Genomic DNA, 22,027 nt, shown 5'->3' with positions numbered 1-22,027 from the left:
GGTCCGACAGTTCTTCCCACTCAAGCACCGACCTCGAAGAACAGACGCCCAGGTGCCCCGGGGTCGGCCGAGTACGCCACGGCTCCGTCCGGGAAGGCCCCCACGATCCAGCCCGACCCGTCCAACGCCGCCGTCGCCGCCTCGGCGTCGGGCACCGTGACCCGGAGATCGAGCACCCCCGGAAGCCCGGGCGTCGAGTCGACCGGCAGATCGGGCGTTCGGAGAAGAAAGCGCAGGCGCGCCGCCGCGCGCCCGAACGCCCCGGCCGCCGACGGGTCCGGCGTCCCCGCGCCGGCCTGCAGCGGCGCGAACGCCAGACGTCCGGAGACCAGCGGATCGGAGGCCACCGGGTTCGGCGGCAGCTCGGCCGGCGTTCCGCCGGCCAGGTTGTTCGCGTACGGCAGCAGCCGCTCCGTCCAGAGCTCCCCGACCGCCTCCCGCAACTCGTCCGGCGTGCCCGCGTTGTCGAGCAGGACGTCGGCTGCTGCGACCCTCTGCTCGTCGGTCGCCTGCACCCCGATCCGGGCCTTGGCGTCCTCGACCGGCATCCCGCGCAGCTCGGTCAGCCGCCTGATCCGGACGTCCTCCGGCGCCATCACGACGACGACCAGGTGGAACCCGGCCCCGGAGTTGCCCTCGACGATCAGCGGGATGTCGTGCACGACGACGCCGTCCGGCGGGGCGTCCGCGGCCCGGGACGCGGTGAGCGCACCGATCAGCGGGTGCGTGATGGCGTTGAGGCGGGCGCGCGCCGAGTCGGACCCGAACACGATCTTCCCGAGCTTCGGCCGGTCGAGCGAACCGTCCGCGGCCAGCACCTCGGGCCCGAACGCCTCGACGATCGCGGCCAGCCCCGGCGTGCCGGGCTCGACGACCTCCCGGGCCAGCCGATCGGCGTCGATCACCACCGCGCCGAACCCGGCGAGCGCGGCGGCTGCCGCACTCTTCCCCGCCCCGATCCCACCGGTCAACCCGATCCGCAGCATGCGCCCATCCTGGCACCCCCGGTGCCCGCGCACCCCGGATCCACCAGGCCCCCTGATCGGAAGAGCCCGATCAGGACGGCACCCCACCCACCCACATCGAGACCGGCCCCGACCCGGCCACTCCCCCGAACGACCACTCCCCGCCGGCCCGCTCCACGTCCCGGGCGAACAGCACCCCCCGCACACTCCGGTCGACGTACAACCACGCGCTCTCGGCGTCCAGATAGACCCCGTACCGATGCGCACGACCGTCCGCCACCGGCCGAATCCCGTCCGGCCCGAAGACGTCGAACGAGCCCAACCGCAACGCCGGCGTCCCACCCGCGGGCACCACCACCTCGACGTAGGACCCGGGTGGCAGCGTCGCACCAGCCGGAAGCGTCCGAGGAGCCGACGAGATCTCCGGAGGAGGAGACAACGAAAGAGGCGTCACGCTGGCCAGCGTCAGCTGCCAGTGCAACGGACCCGACGGCGGCAGCGACAGGTAGAGCGCAGTGTCCTCGGACGCCGTCGCGGTAGCGACGAACGTCCGGCTCAGCCGGTGCCAGGACCGATCGGTGAACCCGCCACCCACGGTCGCCGTCGTCGGCCGGTGCTGACCGGCACCGTTCGCGACCTGCAGCGTCACCGGACGTCCGGACGCGTCGAGGTCGCGGACGTAGAGCTGCATCCGGTACACCCCGTCGATCCGGAAGAACCGGACCGGATCGGCCAGGCCTACCAGCGCGAACGCCCACGGCCCGCTGTCGCCGGAACGCTTCAGCTCGACCGCGGTGTCGATGCGACGCGGCCCGGACAGGCCGGTGCGCCGCTCCATCGTCACCGGGTCCGCGGCCGAGCGGACGGTCCAGCCGTGCAGGTCGGACGAGACCGTGCCGTCGAGCACGGCCTCACCCGGCGGCCGGGGCGGGACGCCCGAGCGGAGCATCACGTAGAGCCCGGCCGTGCCGAGCAGGACCCAGATCACGGCCAGCACGAGCACCCGCCGGAGAACCCGAAGGGGGTGCCCCGACGAACGGGACACCCCCTCGGGTGCTACCGGCGGGCGTCTGGACGCCCGCCCGCTGTTCAGCTGCGGCCGCCGGCCAGCTTCTCGCGAAGCGCGGCGAGCGCCTCGTCGGTCGCCAGCGTGCCGGTCGCCGCGGAGTCGTCACGGCTGCTGGTGCTCGACGAGCTGGTGCTGCTCGCCGGAGCGCCGGAGTCGGACGAGTACGAGGTCTCCTCAGCCGCGTTCGCCTCGGCCGCGCGGGCCTCCGCGATCTGCTTCTGGTGGGCCTCGAAGCGGGTCTGCGCCTCGCTGTACTGGCGCTCCCACTCCTCACGCTGCTTCTCGTAGCCCTCGAGCCAGTCGTTCGTCTCGGGGTCGAAGCCCTCCGGGTACACGTAGTTCCCGGCCTCGTCGTAGGTCGCGGCCATGCCGTACTGGGTCGGGTCGAACGAGTCGGCGTCGATGACGCCCTCGTTGGCCTGCTTCAGCGACAGCGAGATGCGGCGACGCTCGAGGTCGATGTCGATGACCTTGACCATGATCTCGTCGCCGACGTTGACGACCTGCTCCGGGATCTCCACGTGACGCTCGGCCAGCTCGGAGATGTGGACCAGACCCTCGATGCCCTCGTCGACGCGGACGAACGCACCGAACGGCACCAGCTTGGTGACCCGGCCGGGGACGACCTGGCCGATCTGGTGCGTGCGGGCGAACTGACGCCACGGGTCTTCCTGCGTCGCCTTCAGCGACAGCGAGACGCGCTCGCGGTCCAGGTCGACGTCGAGCACCTCGACCTCGACCTCCTGGCCCACCTCGACGACCTCGGACGGGTGGTCGATGTGCTTCCAGGAGAGCTCGGAGACGTGCACCAGACCGTCGACGCCGCCCAGGTCGACGAACGCACCGAAGTTGACGATCGACGAGACGACGCCCTTGCGGACCTGGCCCTTCTGCAGCTTGTTGAGGAACTCGCTGCGGACCTCGGACTGGGTCTGCTCCAGCCACTGGCGGCGGGAGAGGACCACGTTGTTGCGGTTCTTGTCGAGCTCGATGATCTTCGCCTCGAGCTCGCGGCCCACGTACGGCTGCAGGTCACGGACGCGGCGCATCTCCACCAGCGAGGCGGGGAGGAAGCCACGGAGGCCGATGTCGAGGATGAGACCACCCTTGACGACCTCGATGACGGTTCCGGTGACGACGCCGTCCTCGTCCTTGATCTTCTCGATCGTGCCCCAGGCCCGCTCGTACTGAGCGCGCTTCTTGGAGAGGATCAGGCGGCCTTCCTTGTCCTCCTTCTGGAGGACGAGGGCCTCGACGTGGTCACCCACGGAGACGACCTCGGCCGGATCGACGTCGTGCTTGATCGACAACTCGCGCGAGGGGATGACGCCCTCGGTCTTGTAGCCGATGTCGAGCAGAACCTCGTCGCGGTCGACCTTGACGATCGTGCCCTCGACGATGTCGCCGTCGTTGAAGTACTTGATGGTCTCGTCGATAGCGGCGAGGAAGGCCTCTTCCGAACCGATGTCGTTGACCGCTACCTGCGGGGTGGTCGGCTGGGCCTCGGTGCTGCTCGTCATGTGGGCGGTTGCTCCGGATTGGGACATTGAGTGGTGCCGTGCGTCAAGGGCCCGCCGCGGACGCGGGCTGAAACACTCCAGTCACACCCCGGTTGCCAACTCGGGCGCGACTCGGGCGCACTCAGACCCGATCACGCATACGGCTGCGAGCCTGCTCCCTACTGAGGCACGGTCAGCCCATAACGCGTTCTCAAGACTACCGTGCAGGCGGCCTTAAGGTCCAACGCGCCTCTACCTGCCCCGGGACACTCTCGCCCGAGCTGGGACAGGAGGGGAATTTCCGCCACCCGTAACCGGAATTCCGGTCATGGTGGGCGCCCCCGATTCGACGCGGCGCGTCGAATCAGCAGACTGACACCGTGCAGAACACTTCGGATACGGACCCCGGCGGCGACGGGTTCAGCGACGGGCACGTGAGCGCCGTCCAGGCGCTGGGCACCACCGGGATCGTCCACCGCCCGGTCGGGCCGGCCGAGAGCCGGTCGGCCAGCCGGCTCTGGTGGGACGCCGACGCCGACGACTACCAGGCCACCCACGGCGAGTTCCTCGGCGACGTCCGGTTCCGCTGGTGCCCGGAGGGCCTGGTCGAGTCCGAGGCCGGGCTGCTCGGTCCGGTCGACGGCCGGGACGTGCTCGAGGTCGGCTGCGGGGCCGCGTCCTGCTCGCGGTGGCTGGCCACCCAGGGCGCCCGGCCGGTCGGGCTCGACCTCTCGGCCGGGATGCTGCGCCAGGCCCGGGCCGCGAACGCCCGGTCCGGCGTCGACGTCCCGCTGGTCCTCGCGGACGCGACCGAGCTCCCGTTCCCCGACGCCCGCTTCGATCTCGCCTGCTCGGCGTTCGGCGCGGTCCCGTTCGTCGACGACTCGGCCGCGGTGATGCGTGAGGTCCACCGCGTCCTGCGGCCCGGTGGGCGCTGGGTGTTCGCCACCACGCACCCGCTGCGCTGGGCCTTCCCCGACGACCCGGGCCCGGAGGGCCTGACCGTCTACCACTCCTACTTCGATCGGACGCCCTACGCCGAGTTCGACGACGACGGGCGGGCGACGTACGTGGAGCACCACCGGACGCTCGGCGACCGGGTCCGGGAGCTGGTGGGCGCCGGCTTCGAGCTCGTGGACCTGATCGAGCCGGAGTGGCCGGAAGGTCACCAGGAGGTGTGGGGGCAGTGGAGCCCGCTCCGGGGCGCGCTCGTACCCGGCACCGCGATTTACGTCTGCCGCAGAGACTAATTCCCTACAAAACAGTGGCGGCCCCTCGCGCGAGGGGCCGCCACTGTTTTGTCAGCCCTGCCGGTACGTCTCCGTACCTAAGAGCTGACCGGGGTTCGGTTGTCGGCCGGCTGCACCGGGCGGTACGACGATTTACCGCCTCCGCGCAGGGCCAGGAACAGCCCGACGACGATCAGGATCACGCCGAGGATGCCGAGCACGATCGGCGCCACCCGGGACACGAGGTTGATCTGCGAGATCGTGTCCTTGGCCAGGCTGACCGCCTCGTCGACGGTCTGCTCGTCGAACGTGAGCGTGCCGGAGAACAGCGTCAGCTTGTCGGCGCCCGATGCGTCCCGAAGCGTCTGGTTCTGCTTCTCCTGGCCCTTGATGATGATGCCGGTCTTCGGCTCGACCCACACCGTCCGGGTGTTGGAGTAGAACCGCGGCGCGTTCACGTCGGGCTCGGTGCTTCCGACCAGCTCACCGGGCACGTCGAGCTCGCCGATCTGGGTGGCCGGGATCTCCATCTGGTACTTGTACGTCTCGAGCCCGTTGATGTCTTCGGTGCCCACGAACTTCGCCTCGTACGGCTTGCGGGTCGTGGTGTCGAAGTACTGGTACGACTTCTTCTCCGAGTTGAACGGCCACTTGTAGACCAGGCCCTGGTGCCGGGTGGGCTCGTCGTCCACTGCCGCGTCGAAGCCGTCCTGCGACTCCGCGGTGCGGCGGTCGAGGCCGACCCGGTCGCTGGAGAACGTGATCTGGCTGTTGTTCCGGCTGTCTTCGAGCACCAGGAACTCGTCGAAGACGACGACGTCGTCCGTGCTCTTCTCGGGATCAGCGCGGACCGTGCGGGTGGCCTCGACCGGAACGTTCTCCTGCACCGACAGGCTGGGGACGTCGAAGACCGTCGCGTTGTCCGCGGTGGCCACGCTGACCGTGTACTGGTCGAGCGGTGTCTTGACCAAGTTCGACGCCACGTAGGTGGGCAACAGGATCGCCGCAACCACGAGAAAAGTTCCGAGTGCCAAAACCACGGCACCCACGACACGACGCATGAGGTTCCTCCCAGGAGACCTGCACTTCAACGCTGTTTTCCCCGAGCGATCCCGGAGAGGTTACCAGTGAGTAAACTCACCGGGTAGGCATTCGCCATGGTTACCTCGGAGCAGTTTTTCGCGATTAACTCCCCAGGTCGGGAACGTCGACGAGGACGGTGTGCAGTAAATGACGACGTATGTGCCGGCGGCACCCACGCGTGGCGAGCCGAGCCGGCACAGCGGTGGAATGCGAGCACTCCACCCCTACGCGCTCGTGGCCGGGGCGATCGCCGCCGTCCACGGCGTCGTCATCGGTGCGTTGGGCATCGCCGGATACTTCTACCTCGACGACATCGACATGACCGCGGAAGCGGCGAAGCATCCGTTCGGGTGGGACTACCTCACGCTCCGGGTCAACGACCACCTGACCCCGGGCCTGCGCCTGTTCTACTGGATCAGCGCGTCCCTCGACCCGTACGGCAACGACTCGACGATGCTGGCTCGGATCGTCCTGCAGACCGTCGCCACCCTGCTCATGGCGTACCTGCTGGCCCAGCTGTTCGGTCCGGGCCGGACGGCGGCGATCGGCGTCGGCCTGTACGCGTTCTGCCCGCTGCTGGTGCCCTCGCTGCTCTCGCTCTCCAGCGGCGTCAACCTGCTGCCGACGCACATCGGCATCCTGTTGCTGCTGGTCATGCACGTCCGGTACGAGGCCACCCGGCAGCTGAAGTACGCGGCGTTCGGCGCGCTGGGCATCTTCCTCGCGGTCGTGTTCTGGGAGAAGGCGGCGCTCAGCGTGGGGCTGGCGCCGTTGCTGACGTTCCTCTACCTGAGTAGCGGCGGTCCGCGGGCCCGGTTACGCGCGCTGCTCCGCTCCTGGCCGGCCTGGGTCGTCTACTTCCTGCCGATGGCCGCGTTCGCCGCGGTGTTCGTGACCGGCGACTACGCGTCGTCCCGGGAGACCCCGTCGATCGGCGCGATCTGGGACCTGTTCTCGGACGCCTGGACCGGCTCGATGGCCCCGGCGGCGATCGGCGGGCCGTGGCAGTGGTTCTCGCTCGACAACGTGTACTACAGCGCGTCGTCCCCGGGTGCGATCGCGGTCATCGCCGGGCAGGTCACGGCCCTGGCGCTGTGCGTGATCGCGGTCCGGCGCAACGGCTGGTGGGCGCTGCGGGCCTGGCTGCTGCCGGCGAGCGTGCTGGCCGGCACCGCGGTGCTGCTGGCGGCCGGCCGCTACGAGTTCGTCGGCGTGATCCTGGCCCGGAACTTCCACTACCTCTCCGAGATCACGATCGCGCTCGTGCTCGCCGAGCTCCTGCTCGTCGTCGTGCCCGACCCGGCCGCGGTCGCGGCCCGCGGCCGCTCCGGCCTCTGGCCCTCGTCCCTCCCGCCGAGTGAGCCGACCGAGCCGAATGCCGACGTCGAACCCGCGGCGAGAACCGGGCCGGTGCCGGTCGCCGGGCCGATCGGGATCGGGCTGGTCGTGGCCGTGCTCGCGTACGCGATCAGCTACGGCGTCACGGTCAGCGAGTTCGAGAAGCGCTGGGTCGAGAACCCGATCCGGGACTACATGACGACCGCACTCCGCGACCTCGACCGGAACACCGCCAAGGGTCCGATCTCGGTCTACGACACCTACGTCTCTCCCGCCGTCGCGAACTTCATCAGCGGCAACCGCCGCGTCTCGGACGTCTTCCGCCCGACCGAACGGCATCTGCCCGCCGCCGTACGGTGGGACGACGTGTCCGGGCCGATGCTGATGTTCGACCAGGGCGGCCACCTGCTACCGGCTCGCTTCGTGGAGGAAGCCACCAGTGTCGACCAGCCCGGCGTGTTCTGCCCACACCCGCTGCGGGGAGTCCAAACGGTGACCGTGATGCTGGACAAGAAGATCCCCCACCCGGACGGGTTCCTCCGGCTGACCTACCTGGCCCAGACGCCGACGACCGTCTCGTTCAAGCTCGGCGACGGTCCGAAGACGTTCGCGCCCCGCCGCTTCTCCCAGGTGACGCTGAAGACCGGCGCGTACACGTCGGTGCTGCTCGGCACGCCGAACAAGGGCTTCGACCGGGTGGTGGTCACCAGCACCGACCCGGCGTCGCTGCTCTGCCTGGTGGCGAAGGCCGGACGTCCGGAGCCGACGCTGTGACGGCCGCGACGCCGGTGAAGGCGAAAGCGGGCGGTCACCTCGACGTGCTCGACGGGGTCCGGGCGCTGGCCGCGTTCGCGGTCGTCGCCACCCACGCCGGGTTCAACACCGGCCGGGCGGTGGACGGCTTCTGGGCGCCGTTCCTGGCCCGTCTCGACTTCGGCGTGACGCTGTTCTTCCTGCTGTCGGGGTTCCTGCTCTACCGGCCGTTCGTCGAGTCGGCGGTCGACCTACGTCCGAAGCCGGCGACCAGGCCGTTCCTGATGCGGCGATTCGCCCGGATCTTCCCGGCCTACTGGGCCCTGCTCGCGGTGACGATGCTGACCCGGCCGTGGGAGCACGAGGTCGGCTTCGGCGTCCAGAAGACGACGTGGACCGACTGGATCGAGTACGCGACGCTCACCCACATCTTCTTCGGCGACAACCCGCACCAGGCGCTCACGCACATCTGGAGCCTGTCCGTCGAGATGTCGTTCTACCTGGTGCTGCCGCTGATCGCCGCGGTGTCGCTGAAGGGCAGGCGGCCGAAGCGGATCATGAAGCGGCAGACTGTCGCGCTCGGCCTCCTGCTCGCGGCCGGGCCGCTGTGGGGCCTGATCATCCATCAGAGCGACACCCTGCAAAGGCAGCTGGCACTGCAGTGGCTGCCCGCGTACCTGGACTGGTTCGCGCTCGGGATGATCCTGGCCTGTCTGCCGTCGGCGGCGTCGGCCGGAGCCTGGCCGCGGCTGCGCAAGCTGGTCGAGGACCTCACCGCGGCTCCCGGGAGCTGCTGGATCATCGCCGGGATCCTGTTCGCGCTGTCGATGACGCCGGTGGCCGGGCCGTACACGCTCGACCCGGCGACGACGTCGCAGTGGATCGCCAAGCACCTGCTCTACGGGGCGACCGCGTTCTTCATGCTGTTGCCGCTGGTGTCGCCGGCTCCGGCGGGCTCACGCACGCATCCGCTGCGGGCAGTGCTCGCCGACAAGCGGGTGCTGTTCCTGGGCCGGATCAGCTACGGCGTCTTCCTGTTCCACCTGGTGATCATGTTCTCGCTGATCGACGCGCTGAACCTGCAGCTGTTCCGGGGCGGGTTCAGCACGTTGTTCCCGTTGACGGTGCTCGCGTCGGTGGCAGCGGCGTGGGTCAGTTACCGGGTGATCGAGCGTCCGGCGCAGAACTACGTCCGGCGGCGGACCCGCCGGGGCGCGGCCGACATCCAGGCCCCGGACGCGGCCGGCGCCCCCCTGCCGCCCGCGGAGCCGCTCCCCACGACCACGCCGGCGGCCCCGGCCGAGGTGGCGGCCACCGAGTTCCCCGAGCCGCCGCCGGACGCGAAGAAGCTGCCACTCCCGCCGGCGCCGGCCCCGGACCCGGTCACCTGGGACTACGACCAGCCGGTCACGCTCGGCCCCTGGGTCCCCCAGAAGACCGCGATCCCCACCGACGGAGTTCCGGAGTCCGAGCGCACCACCGAACGGATCCCCCGCATCCCGCCACCCCGGGGCTGACCGCCCCGGGGGGCCTCAGCTCCGGTCTTCCTCGGTGAGCTCCGGAGCGTCCTCGGCCGACGGCGGGTGCACCGCCACCACCGCGACGATCACGATCGCCACCAGACACAGCCCCTGCACCCACCAGGTGTCGGCCCACGGCTCGTGATCACCGGCGTACGGCCGCACCGCGCCCATGACCCCGGCTGCGACCAGCGCACCGGCCGCCCCGAGCGGAAGCCACCGCACCAGCACGCTCCCCCACCGCAGCCGCCGCACGACCACCCAGAGCACGATCGTCCCGATCAGCCCGGGCAGACCCCCGATGACCGCGGGCAGCAGCAGCGGCAATCGCCGGGCCAGCGGCAACCGGCCGGCCTCGACCGGGGCCAGCGCCTCCGCCGACCCGGCCTTCGCGGTCGCCGGCGTCGTCCGCCCGGTCGGACGTCCGGACCGCCACAGGGCCAGCAACAGCACCACGGCCAGCAGGCCGGCGACCAGACCACCCCAGTAGATCCACTTCGGCCGGTAGCTGAGCTCGACCGTCCCGCCGTCACCGGCCGGGACGATCCAGGCCTGCTGCCATCCGTCGATCCGGATCGGCACCAGCTTCTCGCCGCCCAGGTGCGCGACCCAGCCGTTGTTGAAGTTCTCCGGCACCACCAGGACGCTCGGCTGATCCGACGGCCCGAGATCGACGCTGCGTGACGTCGAACCCCAGTTCCGGACGTCCGCGGTGCGCTGTGTCGACCGGATCCCGGTCGCGCCGAGCGGCGCGAGCATCACCGAGACCGGCCGCACCGCGTCGTTGCCGAGCAGCTGCAGCCGGTGTTCCCCGGCCGAGAGCTGGAGGTCGGCCGCCGTCTCCTTCGCGGCCTGGGCCCCGGCCACGTCGGTCGACGCGCACGGCTCGACCTTGACCGGACGCTCCTCCAGCAGGTCACCCACGGTCAGCGGGCGCTGTTCGGCCCCGTTCCCCTGGGCGTCGGCGGTGGCCGACGTCGCCGGGCCGACCACCCGGGTCAGCACAGTACGGCCGTCGATCACGAGCGTCGGTCCCTGGCCGCAGCCGAGCGTGACGACCTTGTTCGCCGGCACCGGCTTGATGAGGTCGTCGGCTCCGGTCAGCCGGAGCTCGCCGATGCCTCCCGGCAGCAGCTCCTGCAGCCCGTTGGCCGCGTTCGTCGTCGCCGCCGGCGCGGTCTCGAGGATCCGGACGCTGAACGACGTCCCGCTCATCGGCCGGGTCAGCTTCACCGCGTTGGTCTTGCCGCTCGGCACCACCGGGCGGACCTGGATCTCGCCCTCGTTGGACGCGATCTGCACGTAGCTCGGCGGCGCCACGGTCGACGACGGCTCGATGTCCATCTCGAGGCCGGTGATCGTCCGGCGCTGCGGGAGGGAGACGGTCAACCCCGGCGCCCGGACTCCCGGCTTGGCGATCCAGACCGTGCTCGGATCGCCGTCGAACACCGCCTGGGGCCGGGTGCGGGGGTCGTTGTACCCGGTGTCGGCGCTGGTCGCGATCGCCGCGCCGGAACCCGGCGAGAGCAGCGAGTCCAGCGTGTTGCCGGAGATCGGCAGGCCGGTGACCGTGACCGCGTACGACGCCGCTGCGGGCAGCGTGAACGTGCGGTCGATCCCGGTCGGCTCCTCGGCCGGCGTCGACAGGCCGGGCAGGCAGATCGGCCGGTCGTCGTAGGTCAGGCAGTCTCCGTGCCCGCTGGTCGCGGCCCGGAACACGACGATCGCCGGGTCGGTGCCGGTGACCGGCGGCGTGACCAGCGTCCGGCTCGCCACCAGGCCCGGCACCGTGACCTCGGCGATCGCGACGCCACCGGCCTTCGCCGGGTCGCCGTTCACCGCGCGCACGGTCAGCCGCAGCTTCCGGGTGGTGCCGTGCGGGGCCGCGACGTTCTGCGGCTTCCCGTCCGGCGTCACCGCGACCCGCTGGGTGCCGCGGTCGGTGGTGACGTCGATCTGCGTCGGCATCGGCCCGAGCTGGATCGCGCTGTCGAACTGCAGGGTGAACCGGCTCAGGTCGACGTCGTGGTCGAAGTCGAGCTCCAGCCACTGCCCGACCGCGCCCGGCGTACCGGTCGTCCAGGCGCTGTCCTCGTCGCCGTCGACCGCGAACCAGGGCGCGTGGGCGGCGTCATGCGACACGGCTGCGTCGACGTCGGACCCGGACGACGACGCCTTGAAGCCGGAGACCCCGGTGTACCGCGCGACGGTCAGCAGCGACGGGTCGTCGCTGTTGAGGTAGTCGTACGCGGAGCGCTTGGCGACGTACGGCTCGTCCTTCGTCATCGTGGCCGAGACGTTGTGTCTGACCTCGCCGAAGTTGACCTCGCGCCGTCGGAGCGTGTCGGTGACGACCGGCGTGCCGACCGAGTCGCCGAGCACCTGGTCGTCGCCTTCGAGCACGGTCGGACGGCCGACGGCCAGGCCCTGCTCGGCCAGCGACAGCGTCGCCTCGGGCCCGCCGGCCATCCGCAGGACGTTGTCCAGCGGCACGCTCCGGACCGTCGCCGGTACGTCGGTGACCTGGTAGATCTCGACCGCGGGGTACGCGGCGATCTTCGGGTCGTAGAGCTTCCGGTCGACCAGGTCACCGGCCGAGGTCAGCTCCGGCCCGAACTGCTTCACCTTCCGCAGGCCGGGTGACCCGTCGAGCGCCTCGTGCACCAACTCCGGACGCGTGGCGCGGCCCCGCCGCCAGTCCAGGTCGTTCCGGACGACGACGTACCCGATGCCCGCGCCGGCCAGCGCGGTGGCCAGCCCGGCCGACGGTTGCCCGTCCGCGAGCAGCTGGTCGAACGCGTCGAGCAGGCGGATGTTGCCGGCCGAGCTGAGCGGTACGCCGTCCCGGACCAGCCAGCCGCTCTTCGCCAGCGGCTGGAGGACGTCGTCGTTGGTGCGTCCCCAGTAGTAGAGACCGAACGGCGCGCCGGGGACGACGAGACCTCGGCTCTCGCCGGCGTTGTCGCCGAGCCAGTCCGCGGCCTCGGCCCAGTAGTTCGGGTACTCGGTCGGACGGGACCGGTTGACCAGGTCGCCGCTGAACGCCGGGACGGCGCTGACCAGCAGCGTTGCCGCGACCGCGATGCGGAGCAGCGCGGCGACCGGGAGGTCGCGCAGCTGGATGCCCCGCAGCGGACGGATCGCGGCCAGCAGGTGGGCCAGGCCCACCGCGAGGACCAGCCGGATGATCGGGTCGAACTTGTGGATGTTGCGGAACGGGCTGAGCGGCCCGTCGAGCAGGTCCTGGGCCCACGGCGCCCACGGCGGGGTGACCGGCCCGGTGTGGCCGAACGTGATCAGCGCCAGCCCGATGACCAGGCCGCCGCCGAGGAACAGGCGGTGCGGGTTGCTGCGCTGGACGGCGCCGATCAGGCCGACGGCGGCCACCAGCACGGTGGCGATGATCGCGGCCGGCGCGGTGAGGAGCACCCACCCGGCCGTCCACTCGGGGCCGTCCGGTCCGGCGATCCGGGCGACCCACTGCGTGGTGCCGCGGAACGCGTCCAAGAAGTCGGTGGCGGAGGTGGTGTAGGCGCTGGACTCGATCCAGTCCAGGAACGGCGGGCTGTACTTGCCGAGGACGAGGAGCGGGACGACCCACCAGAGGGAGGCCAGGCCGATCGCCAGGACCCACCACCGGATCAGCGCGTTCTTGCGCTTGCCCTTCTCCCGGGTCAGCAGCCACCAGGCCGGCAGCGGGAGGATCGCGATCGCGGCGGCCGCGTTGATGCCGCCGGCGAACAGGAACGCGACGCCGGACGCCGCGGCCGCGCGCCGCGGCGAGCCGCGGCGGGAGCCGAGCACCAGCGGCGCCAATACCCAGGGCGCGACCGCGAACGGGATCACCTCGGCCGAGACGCCGCCGAGCTCGGTGAGCATCCGGGGTGCGAGCGCGTAGGTCAGAGCGGCGATGACCCGGACCGTCGGGGTGCCGATCCGCAGCGCGTTGAGCAGCCGGTAGGTACCGCCCCAGGCGCCGACCAGCAGCGCGGCGAACCAGAGCCGCTGGACCATCCAGGCGTCGACGTGCAGCAGGTTGCCGAGCGAGAAGAACGGACCCATCGGGAACAGGTAGCCGTAGGCCTGGTTCTGCAGCTGGCCGGCGTAGCCGGTCGGGTCCCACAGGCCCAGCGCGCGCCCGAGGAACGCGATCGGGTCGACGACGAGGTCGAGCTTCGTGTCGGCGGCGATGTCGCCGGGCTTCTGCAGGAACGCGAGGACGACCAGGGCCAGCGCGACACCGATCAGCCGCAGCCGGCGGACCGTCGGCGGCGCAGGGGGTTTCGGCGCGTCCGGGACGCGCTCTTCGGACGTGTCGGTGAGCGCGGTGGCGGTCACCGAGCCCTCAACACGAGCACGAGGTTCCAGGTCACGATCTCCCGTACACCAGGCACGTGGACCACCCACTTGGCGCCGTTGGGGTGGTAGCGCGGGACGATATCGAGGACCTCGACCTTACCGGTGGAGCGACGCTGTTTTGCCCAGCGGATCATCCTCGTCGCGGTGATCCGGAACAGGCTCTCACCGAACACGTTCTTCGGTGGATGGCCCTCTTTGCGGGCGTATCGGCGAGCCGCGTAGTGCCCGCCCAAGTAATGCCAGGGTGCGGTCTCGTGTCCGCCGAAGGGGCCCCACCAGAGCATGTACGACAGATAGACGAGTCCGTCCGGTTTGGTCACTCGGACCATCTCGTCGGCCATGAGTTCCGGTTTGTCGACGTGCTCCAGGACGTTCGACGAGTAGCAGACGTCGATCGACCCGGTGCGGATCGGCAGCGCCATGCCACTACCCAGCACCGTGCCCGGCCCCGGTTCGCTGCGTGCGGCGAGTTCGCCCAGGTCAGCGTCGATTCCCAGGTAGCTCGCGCCGGCCCGGCGGAACGCGTCGGCGAAGTAGCCGGGGCCGCCGCCGACGTCGAGCAGCGTCTTGCCGTCGAGGTCGGTGTACTGGCTCACCTGGCGCGCCGAGTCGGCCGCGAGCATGCCGTAGAAGTAGTCGGGGTCGGTCTGTTCGACCCGGAACGCCTTGAACAGCTCCACCGAGCGACGGAACGTACCGGGCGGCGGCACGACCAGTCGGCGCCCGTCGGCCGCGATGCCGGTCGAGCTCCCTGAAACGTCGATCAACGCGATTCGTCCCTCCGGACGGGCCAAGTGTCGTACGGTGTCGCGGCAAGGTTACTGATTGGTAGGGAGACGCGTGGTGGAAACCGCTGCTCTACCCGCCGTACTCATTTTGAACTGGCGGGATTTACGCAATCCCGAGGGCGGCGGCTCCGAGCTGTACGCGGAACAGGTGGCGGCCTCGCTCGCTCGGCGTGGCCACGCGGTGACGATCATGTGCGCTGCGCACTCGCACGGCGCGCCCGAAGAGCGGACCCCGGACGGCGTCCGGATCGTGCGCCGGGGCGGGCGGCACACCGTGTACGCGCGGGCGGCCTGGGAGTACTTACGCGGGCGGCTCGGGCGGCCGGCGATGGTGATCGACGTCCAGAACGGGCTGCCGTTCCTGTCCCGGCTGTACGCCCGGAGGCCGGTCGTCCTGCTCGTGCACCACGTGCACCGGGAGCAGTGGCGGGTCGTGCTCGGGCCGCTGGCGGCCCGGTTCGGGTGGTGGGTGGAGTCCTGGCTCTCGCCGCGGGTGCACCGCGGCTGCCGGTACGTGGCGGTGTCCGAGTCGACGCGGAACGAGCTGTCTTCCCTGGGGGTCGACCCCGAGCGGATCACGATCATCCACAACGGGACGCCACCCGCGGTGGGCGCGCTCGCGCCCCGCTCGGCCGAGCCGACGCTGCTGGTGCTGGGGCGGCTGGTGCCGCACAAGCGCGTCGAGGTGGCGTTGCGGGTCGTCGCCGCGCTGCCCGGGGTGCGCCTGGTCGTGGCCGGTCAGGGCTGGTGGCTGGAGCCGTTACGCGAGGAGGCGGCCCGGCTGGGGGTCAGCGACCGGGTGCGGTTCGCCGGGTTCGTCGACGAGGGCGAGAAGCAGCGTCTGCTCGCCGAGTCGTGGGCCATGCTGGTCCCCTCGCTGAAGGAGGGGTGGGGGCTCTCGGTGATCGAGGCCGCGGCCCACGGCACCCCGGCCGTCGCCTTCCGGAACGCCGGTGGCGTTGCGGAGTCGGTCGTCGACGGCGAGACCGGCTTCCTCGCCGACAGCGAGGAGGAGTTCCTCGCGCTCTGCGCTCGGCTCGTCGCCGATCCCGCGTTACGGACGGCGATGGGCGAGACCGCCCGTGCCCACGCCGGACGTTTCACCTGGGACGAGACCGGCAAGCGATTTGCGGCGTTGGTGGACGAGATCACCGGCTGATCGCCGGGTTGGGGCGAACTGGGACCGCGCGGTACCAGGTGCCCGTTTTGTCGATTACTTTACGTCATCAATTGTGCACCGGGGGCAATGGACCGGGTATTTCTCTGCTTTGAGTTGGAGCTAATACGAATGAGCTTTCGCTGAATTGTCATCGGCATACCAAAAACGCGGTGACTCATTCATACCGTGGGCATGGGAAAGGGTCGGCCCGGCTATCGTCGCGAGACGACAGCCGGGCCGACCCTTACTCGTGAAGCTCCTGGTCAGCCGCCCTTTAGCGGTGCCCGTACTGCACCAGTGGCTTGCTCACCGCCGGCGTGTTGTCGGGCGACTGCTTGGTGACGCTCACGATCCCGATGGTGGTCGCCACCGCAAGTACGACGCCGATCACGGCAGCGACGATGATCGAGAGAAACGAGCTCATTACGGCTCCCTCCAATATGACGCGGGGGTGACGTTACCAAGCAGTAGCTGCGCTCGGGAAGTCTTGTACCCAATGCCGTGACGGGAAACCGGTTTTGGTGACCCGTCTAGTCGGGGCGAGGGCTGACCAGGGAGCGGCGAGCAAGCGCCCATGATGCCAAGGCCGCCAGCAGAACGACAACCGCGATGCCGTAACCGGTGAGGATCGAAACCTTCCGTACCGTTTCAGGGCGCTGGTCGGCGCGGGGAGCTGAGTCGGCGCGGTAGAGCGTCAGCTCGGGGCCGTTCACGACCGGGTGGAAACCGTCGAGGGCGGACGGCGGGACCGAACCGGGCGTGGTGCGCTCGACCAGGACCCAGGTGATCCGGGCGGTGGCCAGGGATCTTCCCGCGGCGAGCGCGTCGCCCACCTCCCGGGCGCGGGGGCTCTCGCCGGAGACCGTGTCCGGCCCGACCGTGAGTGAGTCCTCGACGACGACGTCGACCGGGAAGTAGCGCGGGGCGGGGTCGAGCACCGTGCGGTCGCCGTTCCAGGGAAACGCGCGGAACGACGAGAACGGGAGCACGACGAGCGACCCGTGCGGATCGCGTCGCAGCTCGCGGGCGGCGCGGTCCCAGTCGGCCGGGTAGTGAACGGAGGAGAGGCGTCCGGCCCCGCCCCAGGCCAGGTCGGGAAGCACGAGCACGGGGTACAGGAGCGCGAGCGCGAGCACGGCCGCCGGCAGTCGGCCCCGATGCGGGACGAGGCGCTCGGTTCCGAGGGCGAAGCAGATCGCCAGCAGGAGCGCGTACGGGGCGAGGAACTTCTGGCCGTCGCGGAGCAGGCCGGAGCCCGGGACGTGCGCCACGACCGCGCCGAGGAAACTCGGGCCGCCGGGTAGCGCGCCCGCGGCAGCGATGAGGAAGCCACCCGCGGCAACGGCCGCGACCGTGAGGAACGAGGCCCGGCCCCATCGGGCGGCGAGCGGGCGCAGCCCGACGACGGCGACCGCGAGGACGATCAGCGTGAACAGCGGGGCGGCCGCGGACGTGCGGCTGGCCGGAACGGTCTCGGCGTTCCAGATCCCGCCCAGCCCGAGCAGTGCGCCGAGCGTCCCGGACCAGTTCTCGGCGCGGGCCGCGAACGCCGGGACCCCGTCGGGGTCGGAGACCGCGCTGACCTTCGCCACCGCGCCCGCGATCACCCAGGGCGCGTTCAGGGCCACCACCGCCAACGCCCAGCCGGGCCGCGCCCGGTACTCGTCCGCCCGGGGCTCGTCGGGGGCTCGGGTGACGTCCGAATGGGCGACGGGGCGGCAGAGGACGGCGGTGGCGGTGATGGCGGCCAGCAGGCCGCCGGTCGGGGTGAGCGCGGCCAGCGCGGACCAGGCGACGACCGGCGCCGGGTGCGCCCCGGAGCGGGCCGCGAGGGCCGACCGGACGATCCACGGCAGCGCCGCGTAGCCGAGGAGCAACCCCCAGTGTCCGATCAGGAGCCGCTCGGCGACGTACGCGTTCCATCCGTACGCGGCCCCCGCCACCAGCCGCACGAGCACCCGATCGCTCGGCACCAGCCGAGCCGCACCCACGACGGCCAGCCACACGATCGCCACCACCGCGACGACCTGCACCACCCACCCGGGCACGGCGAGACTCAGCGCCGCCACGACCGCGTCCTGCGGAACCGCGCGAGGGAGCCCGTCCCCCCACCCGAGCGTGGCCGCGGTGAACGGCACCCGGGGGGTCGCGACCTGGTCGTAGGCCAGCACGTACCCGGGCCTCAACACCGGGGCCAGCATCAGCAGAGCCAGCACCGCGGCGAGCACGTGCTCGGCACGACCGCGAGCCACGCGCCCTCCGACCTGTCGCAGTCACCCCACTACTTACCCGCCAGTAGCTAGGCTGGGCACCCTCACCGTATCCGGACGCCCCGTGCAAGGGAGCCACATGACCTCGCCGCAACCGAGCACCGTTCGTTTCGCCGCCGGGGCCGCGCTCGTCGCGGCCGCCGCGATGGCCGCGAACGTGCTCGCGTACGGACTGCGGCTCTCCGGCAACTGGCTGCTCGACGCGGGCGAGAACGGTGCTCTCGGGGCCCTGATCGCGCTGCTCACGGTCGCGACCGTGCTGCAGGTCGGCACGCAGACCGCGGCCGCGGTCCGCACCGCGAAGGGCGACACCGACCCGTCGCGTCTGGTGGCGCTGGGGGTGCGACTGTCGGTTGCGACGTCCGCGGTGCTGGTCCTCGCGTCGCCGGTGATCACCGCGGTGCTGCACCTGCCGGGCCTCTGGCCCGCGCTCGCGCTCGCGGCCGCGGTCGGGCCGCTGAACGCGGCCGGGATCCACCTGGGGTTACTGCAGGGATCCGAACGATTCGGACGTCTCGCCGTGCTCACCGGCGTGGTCGCCTTCGGACGGTCGGGGGGCGGGCTCGCCGGGCTGTTGATCGGCCGGAGCGCGTTCACGACGATGCTGGGCGTCGCGATCGGGGGCGTGCTGGCTCTCGCGGTGGCGTACCGGTTGTCGGCGCCGGTGCGCCGGGGTGGGCCGGCCGGGGAGCCCCGGGTCGGCGAGATGCTCGGGGCGTGCAGCGCGATGCTGGCCATGCTGGCGCTGGTGAACGCCGATCTGCTGCTGGCCCGGGCGGTGCTGCCGGCCGATGTCAGTGGGGAGTACGCGGTTGGGGCCATCCTGACCAATGCCGCGTACTGGGCGCCCCAGGTCGTCGGCGTCGTGGCGCTGCCCCGGCTGGCTCAGGGACATCGCCGGGCGTTGCCGCTGAGCATGCTCGTCGTGGGGTTCGTCGGGCTGGTGGCGGTGGGGGCGTGCGTGGTCTTCGGCGGGTTCGCGGTCTCGGTGGCGGGTAAGGGGTCGTATTCCGGGCTGGCGGATGAGGCGTGGTTGTTCGCGGCTGCCGGGGCCGGGTGGGCGTTGGTGAATTTGTTGTTGACGGCCCGGATCGCCGGTGGGTCGAGGTGGGTGGCGTCGCCGTTGTGGGCGGCGGGGGTGGTGGAGGTTGGTGCGGTGTTGGCGTGGCGTCCGTATTCGTTGACGCATACGGCGGTGGTGGCGGTGGGGATTGCGGTCGGGAGTGTGCTGGTGGCGGGGGTGTTGGCGAGGTCCGGGAGTCGAGCGGATGCGCCGGTACCGGCGTCGGTTTCTTAGGCGGGTTTGTTGGGGGTGGGGGGGTAGGCCACCGCGGACTCAAACCCACCGCGCCACACCATCTTCGGGAGGGCCGGGTCGGGGTCAGAGCTCTCGTTCGGCCGGCCACGGGCCCGGCGTGAAGAGGGGGTCGAAGCCGGTGGACGGGGACGTGCCCCTCATGGCTACGGCCAGGTCGGTGAGGGTCGGCCGGTCGCCGGTGCGGACCCAGCGATCCAGGTTCGACACGACACCCACGCGCTCGTCCGTCGTGAAGTTGCAGTGACCGGCACCGTACGGCGCGGTCGAGTAGCGGGCCGGCGGCGTCGTATAGACCTGCAGCAGGTCGCCGGTCCGGCCGGCGCTCCGCAGCGCCCGGTTCCCGAACACGGTCTCGTTCTGCACGATCGCGGTCGCGTCGTAACCGGTGTGCAGCGTGATCGTCGGGACCCGGAGCGCGCCGGTCGGATCGCCGAGCCGCTGCGCCTGGGCCCGCGCGATCGGATCCGCGGCCACCCGCGGCGCCGCCGTCAGCTCGGCCAGGTGCTCGTCGAGCCCGCCCGGGTCGACGAATGCCATCTCCCGCCTCTCCTGGGCCGAGATCCGCTGCCCGTACCGCGCGCCGACGTTCGTCGACGGGTTGCCGCCGACCCGCCTCTCCAGGTCGAACCGGCCGACCGTCGCGAACCCCATGACCTCGAACAGGATGTCGAGACCGGCCGACGTCCGGGACGCGGTCGTCGCGTCGTCGTGGGTCCGGGACTTCCAGACCTGATTGCCCAGCGCGCTGACCAACATCAACCGTCCGACCTGGTCCGGACCGCCGGACACGGCGGCGGTAGCCCGCCGCCGCACCTCGAGCCAGGTCTCCCTGGCCTCCGCGTAGCTGCGGTAGCCGGTCAAGCGCATCCGCGGGTACAGCAAGGTCTTGAACGCGAAGGCGACGTCGAGCGCCAGGTCGAAATTCGGGTTGGTGCCGGCCAGCGTGGAACACATCGGGAGCGCGCCGTCGACCCAGGGTTCGCGCTCGGCCAGCAGCTCGGAGACGACGCCGCCGAGCGACTCGCCCCAGACGTAGACGCGCTCCGGCGTGGCGACGTTCTTCCGGAACTTCTCGTACAGCTGCTGGGCGGCCCGGACTCCGTCGCGGATCGCGTAGCCGTTGCTCTCCCAGGCCGACCCGGCGAGCGCGTACCCCGCGTCGAGCAGCCGATCGGCGGCGCGGTCGTCGCCGGCGACCGGGGCGTCGGTGCGCCCGGGGGCGAAATCAGGCGGGAACGGGTCGGCCGGGCGATATTCGTGCGAGTAGAGCAGCAGGGTGCCGTTCCAGACGCGGGGCAGCCGGAACTGGTACTCGACGCCGTCGATCGTTCCGCTGCAGGCGACCCGCTCGCAGGTCCGGAACGACGTCGGCGCGGACGGGTCCTCGTCGTCGGTACCGCAGGCCGGAAGAGCCAGGAGGAGCACCGCCGCGACGGTCAGCAACTTACCCGCGGGTAAGAACATGGCGGTGAGTCTGGCACGGCCCCACTGGTCACAGAGGAGTAAACATTCGATTCGGCCGGTGGAGTGAGGGTACAAGTGGTCACGCAGCGCGGTGCTCGCCGCGCTGGTCAGCACTGCCCTGGAGACCGTGATGACCATTCCTGTCGGCCCACCGACCGACTCGACCAACGCCGTCGACCGGACGTTGCTCGCGAGCTACGGCGACTACCTGTCGGCGCAGAAGGCCGTCGACTACCTCTCTGACGAGAAGTTCCCGGTCGAGCACACGACGATCATCGGCACGGACCTGCGGCTGGTCGAGCAGGTGATCGGCCGGATGACGTTCGGCAAGGCGGCGATCGCCGGTGCGGGCTCGGGCGCCTGGTTCGGCCTGTTCTTCGGTCTGCTGCTCGGGCTGTTCACCGACAACAGCTTCGGTGGTTGGGTGGCGCTGATCCTGACCGCGATCGTCATCGGGGCGATCTGGGGTGCGGTGTTCGGGCTGGTTGCCCACTCGCTCACCGGTGGTCAGCGCGATTTCGCGTCGCGCAGTTCGTTGGCGGCGGGGCGTTATGACGTGCTCGTGAGCACCGCGTACCTGAATGAGGCGCAGCGGGTTCTCGAGGGCTTGCGCTGAGTCTGATTTCCTGTGTCGGCTGGGTGCATCGAGGCCGAGTGGGCGCGTCGAGGCGGGCCGTGACCTGCCAGAATGCCCCCACTCGGCCGAGACGCGCCCTGCCCCTGGTGACGGCGGTGGAGGCTCGATAGAGCGCCGGCCGTTGTGTGCAGCGGCGCGAAGTCGGTGACGACCGCTCGCCGTCGGCGGCTGAGCCCTCGGCGGCGGCCACGCGAGTTGACGTTCGCCTCGCGATGGCTGGGCCGTGGGTGGGAGTCCGTGTGCTCAGTGGCGCGATCCCGGTCCTATTGCAAGACCGGCCGACGCGCCCGACGACAGTCCGACCTGCGGCAGCGAATCACCTCAGTGGTCCACCGCCCTCCGAAGCGCTCGCGGCGCTGCGGCGCTGCGGGGCTGCGGCGCTGCGGCGCTGCGGCGCTGCGGCGCTGCGGGGCTGCGGCGCTGCGGCGCTGCGGCGCTGCGGCGCTGCGGCGCTGCGGCGCTGCGGCGCTGCGGCGCTTAACAGAAGCACCCCACCCGCTCAAGGCCAGCCCGCCCCCAGACCGCTCCGGCCCTGCCGCGTGCCGGCCCAGCCTCGGACCTGCCCAGCGCCATTGC

The 22,027-nt window shown here is 71.1% G+C and carries 15 protein-coding genes; 6 read left to right on the top strand and 9 right to left on the bottom strand.

Translation table 11 applies throughout. The annotated features are described in order from the left end of the window. Window positions 1–20 precede the first annotated feature (20 nt). The 3 genes from coaE to rpsA all read right to left on the bottom strand — a co-directional run bounded on the left by coaE (window position 21) and on the right by rpsA (window position 3,554). On the bottom strand, window positions 21–986 hold the full coding sequence (coaE, locus tag FL583_RS28930; protein WP_142708017.1) for a dephospho-CoA kinase: 966 nt from the start codon (window positions 984–986) through the stop codon (window positions 21–23). A gap of 70 nt (window positions 987–1,056) precedes the next feature. Beyond that, window positions 1,057–1,968 (bottom strand): hypothetical protein, encoded by a 912-nt coding sequence (locus FL583_RS28925; protein ID WP_142708016.1) that lies wholly within the window; start codon window positions 1,966–1,968, stop codon window positions 1,057–1,059. 86 nt (window positions 1,969–2,054) lie between these two features. Beyond that, window positions 2,055–3,554, bottom strand: a complete 1,500-nt coding sequence (gene rpsA, locus FL583_RS28920; protein ID WP_170323920.1) for a 30S ribosomal protein S1 — start codon at window positions 3,552–3,554, stop codon at window positions 2,055–2,057. Between the two features lie 413 nt (window positions 3,555–3,967). Between rpsA and FL583_RS28915 the strand changes: the two genes are divergently transcribed. Then, a complete protein-coding gene (locus FL583_RS28915; RefSeq protein WP_205752552.1) occupies window positions 3,968–4,783 on the top strand; it encodes a class I SAM-dependent methyltransferase in 816 nt (271 codons plus the stop codon). A 77-nt stretch (window positions 4,784–4,860) separates the two neighbouring features. On the opposite strand, the gene pgfA is transcribed toward FL583_RS28915, so the two are convergent. Continuing rightward, complete coding sequence (gene pgfA, locus FL583_RS28910; protein ID WP_170323919.1) at window positions 4,861–5,802, bottom strand: cell envelope lipid trafficking protein PgfA; 942 nt, start codon at window positions 5,800–5,802, stop codon at window positions 4,861–4,863. A 250-nt stretch (window positions 5,803–6,052) separates the two neighbouring features. Here pgfA and FL583_RS28905 point away from each other — a divergent pair, with 250 nt between their 5' ends. Together FL583_RS28905 and FL583_RS28900 are read left to right on the top strand one after the other, a co-directional pair. After that, window positions 6,053–7,957 carry a cupin domain-containing protein gene (locus FL583_RS28905; RefSeq protein ID WP_142708012.1) on the top strand — a complete coding sequence of 635 codons (1,905 nt, stop codon included), beginning with the start codon at window positions 6,053–6,055 and terminating at the stop codon, window positions 7,955–7,957. After that, complete coding sequence (locus tag FL583_RS28900; RefSeq protein ID WP_142708011.1) at window positions 7,954–9,453, top strand: acyltransferase family protein; 1,500 nt, start codon at window positions 7,954–7,956, stop codon at window positions 9,451–9,453. The genes FL583_RS28905 and FL583_RS28900 overlap by 4 nt, the downstream gene beginning before the upstream one ends. A gap of 15 nt (window positions 9,454–9,468) precedes the next feature. On the opposite strand, the gene FL583_RS28895 is transcribed toward FL583_RS28900, so the two are convergent. Beyond that, complete coding sequence (locus FL583_RS28895) at window positions 9,469–13,794, bottom strand: alpha-(1->3)-arabinofuranosyltransferase (protein ID WP_170323918.1); 4,326 nt, start codon at window positions 13,792–13,794, stop codon at window positions 9,469–9,471. Then, a complete protein-coding gene (locus FL583_RS28890; protein WP_420843215.1) occupies window positions 13,791–14,495 on the bottom strand; it encodes a class I SAM-dependent methyltransferase in 705 nt (234 codons plus the stop codon). Before FL583_RS28890 ends, FL583_RS28895 begins: the two co-directional genes overlap by 4 nt. Before the next feature lie 160 nt (window positions 14,496–14,655). On the opposite strand from FL583_RS28890, the gene FL583_RS28885 reads away from it, so the two are divergent. Next, the gene (locus tag FL583_RS28885; RefSeq protein ID WP_142708009.1) at window positions 14,656–15,762 is read left to right on the top strand and encodes a glycosyltransferase family 4 protein; all 1,107 of its coding nucleotides are present in this window, start codon (window positions 14,656–14,658) and stop codon (window positions 15,760–15,762) included. Between the two features lie 274 nt (window positions 15,763–16,036). On the opposite strand, the gene FL583_RS28880 is transcribed toward FL583_RS28885, so the two are convergent. Both FL583_RS28880 and FL583_RS28875 read right to left on the bottom strand, forming a co-directional pair. After that, window positions 16,037–16,186 (bottom strand): DUF2613 family protein, encoded by a 150-nt coding sequence (locus FL583_RS28880; RefSeq protein WP_142708008.1) that lies wholly within the window; start codon window positions 16,184–16,186, stop codon window positions 16,037–16,039. A gap of 106 nt (window positions 16,187–16,292) precedes the next feature. Beyond that, on the bottom strand, window positions 16,293–18,014 hold the full coding sequence (locus tag FL583_RS28875; protein ID WP_142708007.1) for an MmpA family trehalose lipid delivery protein: 1,722 nt from the start codon (window positions 18,012–18,014) through the stop codon (window positions 16,293–16,295). Window positions 18,015–18,111: 97 nt separating this feature from the next. Here FL583_RS28875 and FL583_RS28870 point away from each other — a divergent pair, with 97 nt between their 5' ends. Then, entirely contained in the window at window positions 18,112–19,329 is a 1,218-nt protein-coding gene (locus FL583_RS28870; RefSeq protein WP_142708006.1) for a polysaccharide biosynthesis protein, read from the top strand. 84 nt (window positions 19,330–19,413) lie between these two features. Here the strand turns inward: FL583_RS28870 and FL583_RS28865 are convergent, their stop codons facing one another. Next, the gene (locus tag FL583_RS28865; protein ID WP_142708005.1) at window positions 19,414–20,814 is read right to left on the bottom strand and encodes a hypothetical protein; all 1,401 of its coding nucleotides are present in this window, start codon (window positions 20,812–20,814) and stop codon (window positions 19,414–19,416) included. 130 nt (window positions 20,815–20,944) lie between these two features. Between FL583_RS28865 and FL583_RS28860 the strand changes: the two genes are divergently transcribed. Next, the gene (locus FL583_RS28860) at window positions 20,945–21,430 is read left to right on the top strand and encodes a YflT domain-containing protein (RefSeq protein WP_142708004.1); all 486 of its coding nucleotides are present in this window, start codon (window positions 20,945–20,947) and stop codon (window positions 21,428–21,430) included. The last annotated feature ends 597 nt before the right edge of the window (window positions 21,431–22,027 follow it).

It is taken from the genome of Cryptosporangium phraense (assembly GCF_006912135.1).
Taxonomy (GTDB): Bacteria; Actinomycetota; Actinomycetes; order Mycobacteriales; family Cryptosporangiaceae; genus Cryptosporangium; species Cryptosporangium phraense.
The sequence above is the reverse complement of the archived record's forward strand: the minus strand, read 5'-3'. Positions and strand labels throughout refer to the sequence as shown.

What these genes read in the sequence shown, in the direction of transcription:
- coaE (WP_142708017.1), bottom strand. Translation starts at nt 986, where the DNA reads ATGCTGCGGATCGGGTTGACCGGTGGGATCGGGGCGGGGAAGAGTGCG.
- rpsA (WP_170323920.1), bottom strand. Translation starts at nt 3,554, where the DNA reads ATGACGAGCAGCACCGAGGCCCAGCCGACCACCCCGCAGGTAGCGGTC.
- FL583_RS28905 (WP_142708012.1), top strand. Translation starts at nt 6,053, where the DNA reads ATGCGAGCACTCCACCCCTACGCGCTCGTGGCCGGGGCGATCGCCGCC.
- FL583_RS28880 (WP_142708008.1), bottom strand. Translation starts at nt 16,186, where the DNA reads ATGAGCTCGTTTCTCTCGATCATCGTCGCTGCCGTGATCGGCGTCGTA.
- FL583_RS28870 (WP_142708006.1), top strand. Translation starts at nt 18,112, where the DNA reads ATGACCTCGCCGCAACCGAGCACCGTTCGTTTCGCCGCCGGGGCCGCG.
- FL583_RS28865 (WP_142708005.1), bottom strand. Translation starts at nt 20,814, where the DNA reads ATGTTCTTACCCGCGGGTAAGTTGCTGACCGTCGCGGCGGTGCTCCTC.
- FL583_RS28860 (WP_142708004.1), top strand. Translation starts at nt 20,945, where the DNA reads ATGACCATTCCTGTCGGCCCACCGACCGACTCGACCAACGCCGTCGAC.